Below are 12384 nucleotides of genomic sequence, written 5' to 3' on the forward strand. Positions count from 1 at the left end.
TGTTCGATCGACCTTACTGCTTTACACGTTAAGCGATGTGTTCCCGGCCCCCATACCCGCGCTCCTTATCGCTTTTCGCGAAAGGTGGTACGTTCTTCCGTGACCGTACAGCTACTGGATCAAGGCGGTGGTGCACTGTGCCTCTGTCACGGCAACGTCGATTTCCGAGGTCGCGCCGATCAGTGCCTGCCGCACGCAGGTTCGCTCTCGAAGCGCTCACGGAGTGGGGCTATCGGGATCGGCATGACGACGTGCGTCTCTGCGTGTCGGAGCTGGCGACCAACGCTCTGCTGCATGGTGCGCCGCCGGGGCGTGACTACGCTCTGGTGGTGATCGGCGACGGCCCGCTGGTCCGCATCGAGGTGCGCGACAGCGGTGGGGGATGCCCGCAGGTGCGCGGGACGGTGTCGGACGACTGTGGAGGGCGAGGGCTGTACATCGTCACAGCCCTGGCCGACGACTTCGGAGTGACGGCGCACAACCCCGGCAAGACCGTCTGGGCCGTATTCAAGATGGCCACGCCTCAGTGAGGGACAGCGATGGAAGCAGTTGAACAAGCGCGGCTCAACGCGTACTTCGGGCGCATTGCCTCCCAAGTTGCAGACCGAGGAGGTCACCGCCGCCGCGTGGCGGGACGTGGCGTCCATGCGGGACTCTTGCCTGCGTGAGCGCGTGTGGGACGCGCTGCGTTGACCGGGCTGCGCATGGCAGGGGGCGCCCGGCGTGGTACCGGGCGCCCCACGCGCGTACCGGTTAGGAAGCCGCCGCCGTCGCGTCCGCGGACTGGGCGCGCAGGGCGCGTTCCACGCCTGCGCGGGATTCCGAGACCAGGCGGCGCAGGGCCGCGTTGGGCTCCGTGGCGGTCAGCCAGGCGTCCGTCTTGTCGAGGGTCTCGCCGGAGACCTGGATGCCGGGGTAGAGGCCGACCACGATCTGCTGGGCCATCTCGTGCGAGCGCGAGGCCCACACGTCCGCCAGGACCTCGAAGTACCGGTCCGTGTACGGCGCCAGCAGCTCCCGCTGGTCGGTCTGGACGAAGCCGGCGATGACCGCCTCCTGGACGGCGTTCGGCAGCTTGTCGGAGTCGACGACCGAGGCCCATGCCTCGTCCTTGGCCTCCTCCGTCGGGCGGGCCGCGCGGGCGGTGGCGGCGTGACGTTCGCCCGCCGCCGTCCTGTCCCGCTCGTACTCGGCCGCGATCTCCGCCTCCTCGAACCGGCCCACCGCCGCCAGCCGCTGCACGAACGTCCAGCGCAGCTCGGTGTCCACGGCCAGCCCCTCGACGGTCTGCGTGCCGGCCAGCAGCCTGTCCAGCAGGTCCAGCTGCTCCGGCTCACGGGCGGCCGCCGCGAAGGCGCGCGCCCACGCCAACTGGTGGTCACTGGCCGGCTCCGCGGAGCGCAGATGGGCCAGCGTGGCGTCGGCCCAGCGGGCCAGCAGGGTGTCGCGGGTGATCGGGTCGGCGTACAGGTCGAGGGCCAGCTTGACCTGGCGGTGCAGCGACTGCACCACGCCGATGTCGGACTCCTTGCCGATGCCCGACAGCACGAGGGAGAGGTAGTCGCGCGCGGCGAGTTCCGCGTCCCGGGTCATGTCCCAGGCGGAGGCCCAGCACAGCGCCCGGGGGAGCGAGGACTCGAAGTCGCCCAGGTGCTCGGTGACGAAGGCCAGGGACTGCTCGTCCAGGCGGACCTTGGCGTAGGACAGGTCGTCGTCGTTGAGCAGGACGACCGCCGGACGGCGCGTGCCGGCCAGCTGCGGTACGGCGGTCAGCTCGCCGTCGACGTCCAGTTCGACGCGGTCGCCGCGCACCAGCTTGCCGGTGGCCTCGTCGAGGTCGTACAGGCCGATCGCGATGCGGTGCGGGCGCAGGGTCGGCTCGCCCTTGGCGCCGGCCGGGAGCGCGGGGGCCTCCTGGCGGATGGCGAACGAGGTGATGACGCCGTCGCCGTCCGTCTCGATCTCCGGGCGCAGGACGTTGATGCCGGCCGTCTCCAGCCACAGCTTCGACCACGTCTTCAGATCACGGCCCGAGGTCTCCTCCAGGGCGCCCAGCAGGTCCGACAGGCGCGTGTTGCCGTACGCGTGGCGCTTGAAGTACGCCTGCACGCCCCGGAAGAACTCGTCCTCGCCGACGTACGCGACGAGCTGCTTGAGCACCGAGGCGCCCTTGGCGTACGTGATGCCGTCGAAGTTGACGAGCACGTCGTCCAGGTCGCGGATGTCGGCCATGATCGGGTGCGTGGACGGCAGCTGGTCCTGGCGGTAGGCCCAGGTCTTCATCTGGTTGGCGAACGTGGTCCAGGAGTGCGGCCACTTCGAACCGGGCGCGTCGGCCTGGCAGGCGGCCTCCGCGAAGGTGGCGAACGACTCGTTCAGCCACAGGTCGTTCCACCACTCCATGGTGACCAGGTCGCCGAACCACATGTGGGCCAGCTCGTGCAGGATCGTGGCGGCCCGCATCTCGTACGCGGCGTCCGTCACCTTCGACCGGAACACGTACTGGTCGCGGATCGTCACCGCGCCCGCGTTCTCCATCGCGCCCGCGTTGAACTCCGGCACGAACAGCTGGTCGTACTTCTTGAACGGGTACGCGTAGTCGAACTTCTCCTGGAACCACGCGAAGCCCTGCCGCGTCACGTCGAAGATCGCGTCGGCGTCCAGGTACTCGGCCAGCGAGGGCCGGCAGTAGATGCCGAGCGGCACGGACTGGCCGTCCTTCTCGTACACACTGTGCACGGAGTGGTACGGGCCCACGATCAGTGCCGTGATGTACGACGAGATGCGCGGCGTCGGCTCGAAGACCCAGACGTTGTCGCGCGGCTCGGGCGTGGGCGAGTTGGAGATGACCGTCCAGCCCTCCGGCGCCTTCACGGTGAACTGGAACGTCGCCTTCAGATCGGGCTGCTCGAAGCTCGCGAAGACCCGCCGGGCGTCCGGCACCTCGAACTGGGTGTACAGGTACGCCTGGTCGTCGACGGGGTCGACGAAGCGGTGCAGGCCCTCACCCGTGTTGGTGTACGCGCAGTCGGCCTCCACACGGAGGACGTTGCGGCCCTTCAGCAGGCCCGGCAGGGCGATACGGGAGTCCGCGAAGACCTCGGCGGGGTCGAGGGCGTCACCGTTGAGGGTCACGTCGTGCACGGCCGGGGCGACCAGGTCGATGAAGGACTCGGCGCCGTCGCCGTCCTCGGCGACGTCGAAGCGCACCGTGGTCACGGACCGGTAGGTACCGCCCTCCTGCGCGCCGGAGAGATCCAGATCGATCTCGTACGAGTCAACGGTCAGCAGCTTCGCCCGCTGCTGCGCCTCTTCGCGAGTCAGGTTTGTGCCAGGCACGCGGTCATCTCCTCGTTATGTGTGGGTTGCGCCATCCTTCCACGCGGAATCCGGCTGAGGCGATGACCGAGCCGGATCATGGGGATACCCCTGTGTCGGGGCCGTCCGGACGGCCCCGACGGGCGGTTCCGGCGCATTCGGAGTTCTCGGGTGGCCAAGATGTTCCTACCCGGAGTAGCATCGAGTGTATGAAGATCAGTGTGAGTCTGCCTCAGGAGGATGTCGCCTTCGTCGACGAGTACGCCGAGCGCACGGAGGCCGAATCCAGGTCGGCCGTGATACACGCCGCGATCGAGCTGCTGCGGCAGGCGCAGCTCGTACAGGAGTACACCGAGGCGTTCGCCGAGTGGGACGCGGGCGAGGACGCCGCCGCCTGGGACCGGACGAGCGGGGACGGGATCGCCGATGAGACGTGGTGACATCTACATGGTGGACCTGGAGCCGGTCAGGGGCAGCGAGGCCAACAAGGTCAGGCCCGCCGTGATCGTGTCCAACGACGGTGCCAACGAATCCGTCGAGCGGAACGGCCGCGGCGTCGTGAGTGTCGTGCCGCTGACGTCGAACACCACGCGGGTCCTGTCGTTCCAGGTCTTCCTGCACGCCGACGAGAGCCGGCTGCCCAAGGACTCCAAGGCGCAGTGCGAGCAGGTGCGCGCCGTCGCGCCGGACCGGCTGCTGCACCGGGTCGGTGCCGTCCCCCGGCAGCGGATGGCCGACATCGACGTGGCGCTGCGGCGGCACCTGGCGCTCTGAGCGCGCCGAGGGGGCGGGCCCACCGGTGGCCCGCCCCCTCGGCCATGCCTGCGGCGTCGTCAGCCGCGCAGCTCCTGTGCCACCAGCTCCGCGATCTGCACCGCGTTCAGCGCCGCGCCCTTGCGGAGGTTGTCGTTGGAGACGAACAGCGCCAGGCCGTTGTCCACCGTCTCGTCGGCACGGATACGGCCCACGTACGACGGGTCCTGGCCGGCCGCCTGGAGCGGCGTGGGAATGTCGGTGAGGACGACACCCGGGGCGTCCGCCAGCAGCTCGGTCGCGCGCTCGGCGCTGATCGGGCGGGCGAAGCGGGCGTTGATCTGCAGCGAGTGGCCGGAGAACACCGGGACGCGCACACAGGTGCCGGAGACCTTGAGCCCGGGGATCTCCAGGATCTTGCGGGACTCGTTGCGCAGCTTCTGCTCCTCGTCGGTCTCGTTCAGACCGTCGTCGACGAGGTTGCCCGCGAAGGGCAGCACGTTGAAGGCGATGGGGCGCTTGTAGACACCGGGCTCGGGGAAGTCGACCGCCGCGCCGTCGTGGGTCAGCTTGTCGGCCTCGTCGACCACCTTCTGGGTCTGGCCGTGCAGCTCCGCCACGCCCGCGAGGCCGGAGCCGGACACCGCCTGGTACGTGGCGACGACCAGCGCCTCCAGGCCCGCCTCCGCGTGCAGCGGACGCAGCACCGGCATCGCGGCCATCGTGGTGCAGTTCGGGTTGGCGATGATGCCCTTGGGGCGGTTCGCGATCGCGTGCGGGTTGACCTCGGAGACGACGAGCGGGACCTCGGGGTCCTTGCGCCAGGCGGAGGAGTTGTCGATCACGACGGCGCCCTGCGAGGCGACCTTCTCGGCCAGCGCCTTCGAGGTCGCGCCGCCCGCGGAGAACAGCACGATGTCCAGGCCGGTGTAGTCGGCGGCGGCCGCGTCCTCCACCGTCACGCCGTCGAGCTCGGTGCCGGCGGAACGGGCCGAGGCGAACAGGCGCAGCTCCGTGACGGGGAAGTTCCGCTCCTTGAGGATCCTGCGCATGACCGTGCCCACCTGACCGGTGGCTCCGACGATTCCGACCCTCACGGCGACTCCCTACTGCGTCCTGGTACGTACCTGATGTGCCTGGCCGAGGCTCTTCCATGATGCGGCCGACCACGGCCCGGCTGTCCAATTCTTTGCCCGCTCTGCCCGCCCACTGGGACGGCGGGCCGCGGCGCGCGGGTTGCGGACCTTCGGTCGTAGCCCCGCTGAGCTACAGGAATTCAGCTCGTTGGGGGTGCGGACCGCAAGGTCCCCTGCCCGGTTCGTTCTCGCCCACACGGGGATGTGACGTACGCCTCGGCGGCATCCGGGAAAGTCGCGTGAACGATCCGGGCGGGAGTGGCGTCGTAGGAGAAACAGCGTGAGGGGGGTGGCCAGTGCTGCGCGGAAGGGCCCGGCGCGGCCGGGGGACGTACGTCGCTGCCGACGACGATCCGCTGGACGCGGCGCAGGAACGCCGGGTGCGGGCGGTGCTCGCACTGGGCGGGGTGCCGCAGGCGGACCTGCTGGACGGGGTGCAGCAGGTCCGCCTGCGGCTGCTGGAACGTGCCGCGAGCGGCAGGGAGGCGCCGCGGGACGTCTCGGCGTGGGCGGCGGTCGTCGCCTCCAACCTCGCCATGGACTGGCACCGGGCCAAGCGCCGCCAGGAGCGGCTCGGGGAGCGGCTGGCCGCGCTGCGGCCCGCGGAGACGGCGCCCTCCGGGGAGGAGGCCAGCCTGCTGTCCCTGGCCGTCGCCCGTGGCCTGGACCAGCTGCCCGACGCGCAGCGGCAGGTCGTCGTGCTGCGGTTCTACGCCGACCTGCCGGTGCGGTCCATAGCCGAGCAGCTCGGCGTTCCGGAGGGCACGGTCAAGAGCCGGCTGCACACGGCGGTGCGCGCGCTGCGCGCCCGGCTGCACGATGACGAGGTGGTGTGACGTGACCGCCCACGACGAGCCCGACTACGACGGCCCCGAGCACGACGAGCCCGAGTACGGCGGCCCCGAGTACGGCGGCCCCGAGTACGGCGGCCTGGACGCGCTGATGGCCGCCCTTGTCGACGAGCCGCTGCCGGAGGAGGCCCGGCGGGACCCGGCGTTCCTCGCGGAACACACGGCGGCTCTCGCCGACCTCGCGGTCCTGCGCGAGCAGCTGACGCGGATCGGCGACGCGCTCGCCGCCCCGGAGGAGACTCCCCCGGGGCGACACCCGGCCGCTCACCCCGGGAAGCGGCCGGCCCCCGACACCGGGCCGGGCCACCCCCCGGCCGCCCCGGCCCCGCCGCCGCCCCCCGTCCCGCTGAGCCGCCCGCACCGGAGGCGCAGGCGGGTGGGGAAGGCCGTCCTCGGCTGGGCGCTCGCCGCTGCCGCCGCGGGGCTCGTGCTCGGCATGGGGTGGCTCGTGACGCAGAGCGAGGGCGGCATGGACGACTCGGCGGGCGGCAGCGCGGCCGCCGACTCCCGGGAGGCGAGCGGTTCCGCCTTCGGCAGCCCCCGCTACCTCGCGTGCGCGCGCCTCGTCGCCGAGGGGTCGGTGGCGTCGGTGGAGCCGGTACCGGGGGCGGTGGCCGGAACGGAACGCGTCACGCTCCGGGTGAGCCGGTACTACAAGGGTGAGGGCGAGGTCACGTTCCTCCAGGACGTCGTCGAGACGACCCCCCTGAGCCCGGGCGACCGCGTCCTGGTCGGCATCCCCCTGGACGACGACCGCCCCGACACGGTGATCGTCGACGAACAGGAGATCGTCTCCGAACGGGCCCAGATCGTCGCTTCGCTGTCGGCGGCGCGCTCACTGACCTGCGACTGAGGTGGAAGCGCTGCGCGCGCGGGAGGGGCGGGTGTCGGCGGGGGCACCTGCCCCGCCGGGGTGGTTGTCGGTGAGGTGGAGGCGGCTCGGGAGCAGGGCCGTGCTGCCGCCTGGCTGCCTGCGCGCCGTGCGCTGACCTGCGGCTGAGCGGGGGGGGCGCCGCGCGTGCTGGAGGCGCGGGTGCACCTGCCCCGCCGGGTGGCTGTCGGTGAGGAGAGGCTACTCGGGAGCGGTGTCGAGTTGTCGGCCGGCTGCCTGCGCGCGTGCGCTGACCTGTGGCCGAGAGGGGGTGCCGAGCGCGACGGAGGTGTGTCTGCCCCGTCGCAGTGGTCGCGGGCGAGGCGGGGGTCGCTCGGGAGCGGGTGCCGGGGCGTCGCATTGCCGTCCGGCACGCGTGTCCTGACCGGCGGCTGGGGGCGCGTCGGCGCCTGCGTTGCCGGTGGGGTGGAGGCCGCTCGGGAGGGGACGCGTGTCGTTGCCTCGCGGCGTGCGGCGTGCGGCGTGCGCTGTGACGTGCGGCGTGCGCTGTGCGCTGTGACGTGCGGCTTGGGGTCCGCGCGGGTGTCGGTGAGGCGGGGGGCGCTCGCGAGAGGGGGCTGGGCGGCGCATCGTCTGCCGGGGGTGCGTGGTCCGGCCCGTGACGTGACGGAGGGGCGGGTGCCCGTGTGGGCGCCCGCCCCTCCAATGGTGTCGGGTCGGCCGGCTACGGGACGACCTTCTCGATGGCCACGTTGCCAATGCCCGCCACCGTGCCGCGGGCGTTGACCAGTTGGACCCGGCCGAAGAACGCCCGGCCCTCGGGGGCCTCCGCCGTGACGGTGACCTCGCCGGAGACGGTGGCCGAGTCGCCCGTGCCGAGGTCCACCGGCGTGGAGCCGTCGACGTCGACGGAACCGAGCGTCGCGGAGAAGAAGACGTCCCGGTAGTCGTAGTCCGTGGAACCGGCCGGGACCGAGTAGCCCACGACCTCGACCGTGTACTCACCGGCCGCCGGGTCGGGGATGGACACCGACTCCTCCGAGTCGCCGTCCGCGGACTGGGCGACCCGGTTGCCGTCCGCGTCGTAGACCGTCAGGTCCAGGTCGGCGGAGGTGTCGGAGACGTTGCCGATGGACACGTCGAGCGACGCGGCGCCCTCGGGCACCTCGACCGTCGTCGTGTGGGTCTCACCCGTACGGATCGCCGGTCGGTCGGTCTTGGACGAGCCGAGCGGCCCGCCGACCAGCTTGCCCTCCAGCGCGGCGAACTCGTTGGTCACGTCCCACGAGACGGTGGCCGGCGTGCCGATCTTCGCCTCGGACACGGTCACGGTCTCCGGGTCGAAGGCCGCGCCGAGCACGGCGACGTCGAGCTTGTACGGGTTGTCGAGCAGCGGCGAGGTACGGCGCGACTCGACCTCGACCTCCCAGACGCCCGGCTGCGGGTCCGCGTACGAACGCACGTCGGGGCGGCAGGGGTTGGTCGGGTTGTCGTAGTTCGGGTAGCAGTAGATCGTCGACGTCGGGTCGGCCGGGACGCCGTAGGGGTGAATGGCGATGAACCGCGTCTGGCTCTTGCCCTTCAGCCCGCTCAGGGCGACCTCCAGCGTCCTCGCGCCCTCGGGCACGGTGAGGAAGTAGGAGGTCGTGTCGTTGCGCTGGGCCTTGCCCGAGACGGAGAACGTGTGGTTCACCGGCGTGGAGACGACCACGGTGGTGAGGATCTGCCGGTCGACGCCCTCGGTGCGCGGGTCGTCGACCTCGAGGATCGCGCTCTTGAGGCCGGCCGAACCGGGCCGGGCCTGCACCTTGACGGTCACCGGCTTGTTCAGCGGCAGCCGGATGTCGTCGTCGCCGAGGATCCGGAAGGTGCGGCCCGCGTTGTTCTCGAGGTCGAGTTCGTGGCGGATCGCGCGGTCCGGGCCGGACGTACGGGTGATCGTGATGTCGTACGTCTTCTTCTGGCCCGCCTTCAGGCCGCCCTCGCGGTCGTAGAGGCCGGTGCCGAAGCCCGGGGTCTCCAGGAACTGGTCGATCGCGGTGTCGACCGGCGCCTTCACCGTGTACCGGTGCGCGGTGGCGCCGTCACGGATGGCGTCCCAGGCGTCCTCGATGTCGATGAGGCCGGCGCCCTCCTCGTAGGCCTGCACACCGCGGATGTGCTCGGCGGTGGAGGTCAGGGCGGTGCGCAGCTTCGCCGGGGTGAGGTCGATGCGCTTCTGCTTCGCCGCGGACAGCAGCAGCGCGGAGGCTCCGGCGGCCTGCGGGGAGGCCATCGACGTGCCCTGGAGCATGCCGTAGCCGGCCGGGAGGTCGTAGCCCGCCTCGGGGACCGGGGCGCCGGGCAGCCAGGTCTGGATGGTGTTGACCGCCGCGCCGGGCGCGACGAGCGTCGGGGTGAAGCCGCCGTCCTCGCGCGGGCCGCGCGAGGAGAAGGGCATCATGTCGTACTTGGTCCGCACCTCGGAGCCGTAGTTGGCGGCCCAGGTCTCGCGGGAGACGGACGCGCCGACGGAGATCACCTTGTCGGCGAGGCCGGGGTCGCCGATGGTGTTGGCGCCGGGGCCGGAGTTGCCCGCGGAGATCACCAGCTGGACGCCGTAGGTGTCGATCAGGCGGTTGTAGAGCTCCACGCGGGCGTTGTTGCCGTCGTTGAGCGCCGGCAGCCCGCCGATGGACATGTTGACGATGTCGACGCCGCGCTTGGTGACGAGGTCGATCATGCCTTCGGTGAGCGCGACGTTGGTGCAGCCGCCGGTCCAGGTGCAGGCGCGGGAGGAGACGAGCTTCGCGCCGGGGGCGGCGCCGTCCATCCGCCCGCCGAACAGGCCGTTGGCGGCGGTGATGCCGGCGACGTGTGTGCCGTGCTCGGACTCGATGACACCGATGTTGACGAAGTCCGCCTTCTGGCCGACCCAGTCACCGCCGTAGGGGTCCATCGGGACGTCCTTGCGGATCTCCACGACGAACGGCTGGCGCTCGGCGACATCGGTCTTCGGGTCGTCGGTGCCGAAGTACCCGATCTGGAAGCCGTCCTTGTACGGCTTCATCGGGGTGTCGTCACCGAAGTCGTGGTTGTTGTTCAGGTCGACGCGGACCGTGCCGGCGGCGGGGTCGTAGAGCACGCCCCAGGAGTCGGTGGTGTCGCCGTCGCGGTTGGCGTCACCGGCCGCGTCGCCGCCGGTGGTGTACGACTCCAGGAAGGTGCTGATCCGGTACGAGCCCTCGGGCGCGCTCCAGGTCGTGCCGCCGTAGGTGAAGGTCGGTCCGGAGACGGAGGAGACCATCGGACGCCAGGTCCGGTCGCTGTCGACGACCGGGTCGGTCGCCGTCACCCAGTCGACGATCTTGCGTTCGCCGGTGGTGGTCTTCTGCAGCGCCGGATGGGCGAGGTCCACGCCGGAGTCGAGGATGCCGATGGTGATGCCGCGGCCGTCGGCGCGCGGGTGGTCCTTGACGAACTCGACGGCGCCGGTCTCGAAGGACGGGTTGTACGGGTTCTTCGCGGGGGTGCGCCGGTCGGGACCGGGGTAGGCGCGGCCGTGGTGGCCGCGGCCCTTGCCGGCGTGGCCGGTGGTGTCCGCGCCGGGCCGCGGGTCGTCCAGCGGGATCTCGTCGCGCAGGTCGACCCCGTGCACGGAGGAGAGCTTGGTGGCGGCGGCGATCGCGGCGTCCGCCCTGCTGGTGGGGACGGTGGCGCGGACGTAGCCGAGCTTGTCGTCGGTCCGGCCGACCGAGCCGCCCTTGACCGCGTTCAGCTGCTCGGCGACCTGCTCGGTCTGTCCGGGCGCGGTGGCGATCATCATCGTGACGTGCTTGGCGCCCTCGGCCTTGGCCTCGGAGAGCAGGTCCGCGTCGTCCGCGCCGAGCTTGTCGTCGGCGGACTTGACGTCGGCGTCGGCCGGGGTGGCGGGCGGCGTGTCGGCGGCGAGGGCCACGGGTATCGGCCCGGCCGCGGCGAGCGCGGCGACGAGTCCGGCGGCCACGGCGATGCGGGCCGCGCGTCTGGTGCCCGATATGGGGGCGCGGGGGGTGTGGGTCATCGGCATCCCTTGCACGTAAAGGAACGGTCGGGAGCGGCCGGAGCCGTTCGTCCCGGGCCGGCGGCCCGGAAAACGGCCCCGGACGATCGTTGAGCCTTACGCAAGGGACTGCTATTTGGGGAGAGTTGTTCGAGGCGAAATGGATGTGTGGGGAAAACCCCCGGTGCGCTTATGGGGGGATGGCGCCCGAAGCGGACAACTCGCCCTTGCCTGCGCGGAGTCAGGCGTCCTTCGTGCGCGCGTAGTGCCGGGACGCCTTCGCCCGGTTGCCGCACGACGCCATGGAGCACCAGCGGCGGGTGCCGTTGCGCGAGGTGTCGAAGAAGTGCAGCGTGCACGCCTCGTGGGCGCAGGCGCGGATCCGGTCGGGCGCGGTCTGGAGCAGCCGGAGGTAGTCGCGGGCGGCGAGCCAGGCCGGGCCCCACGAGGGGTCGTCGAACTCGGGCCGCTCACCCGGCCCGTCCGCGGTGAGCGTGGCCCGGATCCGTCCGTGCGCGAGTACGGCGTCCACGGCCTCGGCGCCCCGGCCGGAGCCGCCCTCCACCGCGCCGAGCAGCGCGTCCCGTGCCTCGAGGGTGTGCCGCAGGGTCGCCGCGTCGGCGCGGAACCGGTCGCCCAGGCCGTGCGCGTCCAGCCACACCGCGAGCCCGTCGGTCCCGTCGAGCAGGTCCAGCGTGACGGCATCGCGGACCCACCGCGTGTTGAGCAGGTCCAGGGCGAGCGGCTCACCGGTCAGCGGCCGCGGGTCGGTGCGGTCCGGTGCGGACATGGGCGGCTCCTTTCCTGGCTAACCTCTCAAGGATACGTGACCGGTTGCGCGGGGTGTGCGGGGAGCCCTGCCGGTGTCCCGCCCGGCGGGTTAACGTCCCCTGATGCGACAGACGTTGAGGGTGGCGGCCTACGCCGTGGTGATGCGCGACGGCCAGTTCCTGCTCGCCCGGTCCCCGGGCCCCGACGGCGTCCCGGAGTGGGTGCTGCCGGGCGGCGGCATGGAGCACGGCGAGGACCCCTGCGACACCGTGCGCCGGGAGGTCGAGGAGGAGACCGGCTACCTGATCGAGGTCACCGGGCTGCTCGGCGTGGACTCCGTCCGCCGCGCCCTGCCCGGCCGCCTCGGCCGCACCGTCGACCACCACGCCGTACGGCTGGTCTACGAGGGCCGCGTCACCGGCGGGGAACTGCGCAACGAGGTCGGCGGCTCCACGGAACTCGCCGCCTGGCAGCCCCTCACCGCCGTCCCGGACCTGGTCCGGGTCCCCCTGGTCGACATCGCCCTGCGCCTGTGGCACGAGCGCCCCCCGACGGGCCGCGCGGAGCCCGCCACCGGCGGGTGACCCGGCGTACGGGCGGCCCCCGCCCCGGCGTACGGGCGGCCCCCGCCGTGGACACGCACCACGTCCTCCCGCCCCGTCCCTCCGAACCCGCCTCCGCGTCCGCACGAGGAGCGGCCGC

At 72.0% G+C, this 12384-nt stretch carries 10 protein-coding genes; 6 read left to right on the forward strand and 4 right to left on the reverse strand.

Annotated elements, in window-relative coordinates:
- Positions 1-35: 35 nt before the first annotated feature.
- A complete protein-coding gene (locus AC5L3C_RS25160) occupies positions 36-530 on the forward strand; it encodes an ATP-binding protein (protein WP_493650987.1) in 495 nt (164 codons plus the stop codon).
- A gap of 223 nt (positions 531-753) precedes the next feature.
- Here AC5L3C_RS25160 and pepN read toward each other — a convergent pair whose 3' ends face one another.
- A complete protein-coding gene (pepN, locus tag AC5L3C_RS25165; protein WP_493650988.1) occupies positions 754-3339 on the reverse strand; it encodes an aminopeptidase N in 2586 nt (861 codons plus the stop codon).
- A gap of 188 nt (positions 3340-3527) precedes the next feature.
- On the opposite strand from pepN, the gene AC5L3C_RS25170 reads away from it, so the two are divergent.
- Positions 3528-3758: a ribbon-helix-helix domain-containing protein gene (locus AC5L3C_RS25170; RefSeq protein WP_493650989.1), complete on the forward strand. Its 231-nt coding sequence runs from the start codon at positions 3528-3530 to the stop codon at positions 3756-3758.
- On the forward strand, positions 3745-4092 hold the full coding sequence (locus AC5L3C_RS25175) for a type II toxin-antitoxin system PemK/MazF family toxin (RefSeq protein ID WP_493650990.1): 348 nt from the start codon (positions 3745-3747) through the stop codon (positions 4090-4092). The genes AC5L3C_RS25170 and AC5L3C_RS25175 overlap by 14 nt, the downstream gene beginning before the upstream one ends.
- Positions 4093-4151: 59 nt before the next feature.
- On the opposite strand, the gene AC5L3C_RS25180 is transcribed toward AC5L3C_RS25175, so the two are convergent.
- The gene (locus tag AC5L3C_RS25180; protein WP_493650992.1) at positions 4152-5168 is read right to left on the reverse strand and encodes an aspartate-semialdehyde dehydrogenase; all 1017 of its coding nucleotides are present in this window, start codon (positions 5166-5168) and stop codon (positions 4152-4154) included.
- 335 nt (positions 5169-5503) lie between these two features.
- Here AC5L3C_RS25180 and AC5L3C_RS25185 point away from each other — a divergent pair, with 335 nt between their 5' ends.
- Both AC5L3C_RS25185 and AC5L3C_RS25190 read left to right on the forward strand, forming a co-directional pair.
- Positions 5504-6043 (forward strand): RNA polymerase sigma factor, encoded by a 540-nt coding sequence (locus AC5L3C_RS25185; protein ID WP_493650993.1) that lies wholly within the window; start codon positions 5504-5506, stop codon positions 6041-6043.
- Position 6044: 1 nt separating this feature from the next.
- Entirely contained in the window at positions 6045-6911 is an 867-nt protein-coding gene (locus tag AC5L3C_RS25190) for a hypothetical protein (protein WP_493650994.1), read from the forward strand.
- Between the two features lie 703 nt (positions 6912-7614).
- Here AC5L3C_RS25190 and AC5L3C_RS25195 read toward each other — a convergent pair.
- Together AC5L3C_RS25195 and AC5L3C_RS25200 are read right to left on the reverse strand one after the other, a co-directional pair.
- Positions 7615-10932: a S8 family serine peptidase gene (locus AC5L3C_RS25195; protein ID WP_493650995.1), complete on the reverse strand. Its 3318-nt coding sequence runs from the start codon at positions 10930-10932 to the stop codon at positions 7615-7617.
- Positions 10933-11152: 220 nt separating this feature from the next.
- The gene (locus AC5L3C_RS25200) at positions 11153-11701 is read right to left on the reverse strand and encodes a CGNR zinc finger domain-containing protein (RefSeq protein WP_493650996.1); all 549 of its coding nucleotides are present in this window, start codon (positions 11699-11701) and stop codon (positions 11153-11155) included.
- A gap of 103 nt (positions 11702-11804) precedes the next feature.
- Here AC5L3C_RS25200 and AC5L3C_RS25205 point away from each other — a divergent pair, with 103 nt between their 5' ends.
- Positions 11805-12266: an NUDIX hydrolase gene (locus AC5L3C_RS25205; protein ID WP_493650997.1), complete on the forward strand. Its 462-nt coding sequence runs from the start codon at positions 11805-11807 to the stop codon at positions 12264-12266.
- Positions 12267-12384: the final 118 nt, after the last annotated feature.

The sequence above is a fragment of the Streptomyces speibonae genome (assembly GCF_984686075.1).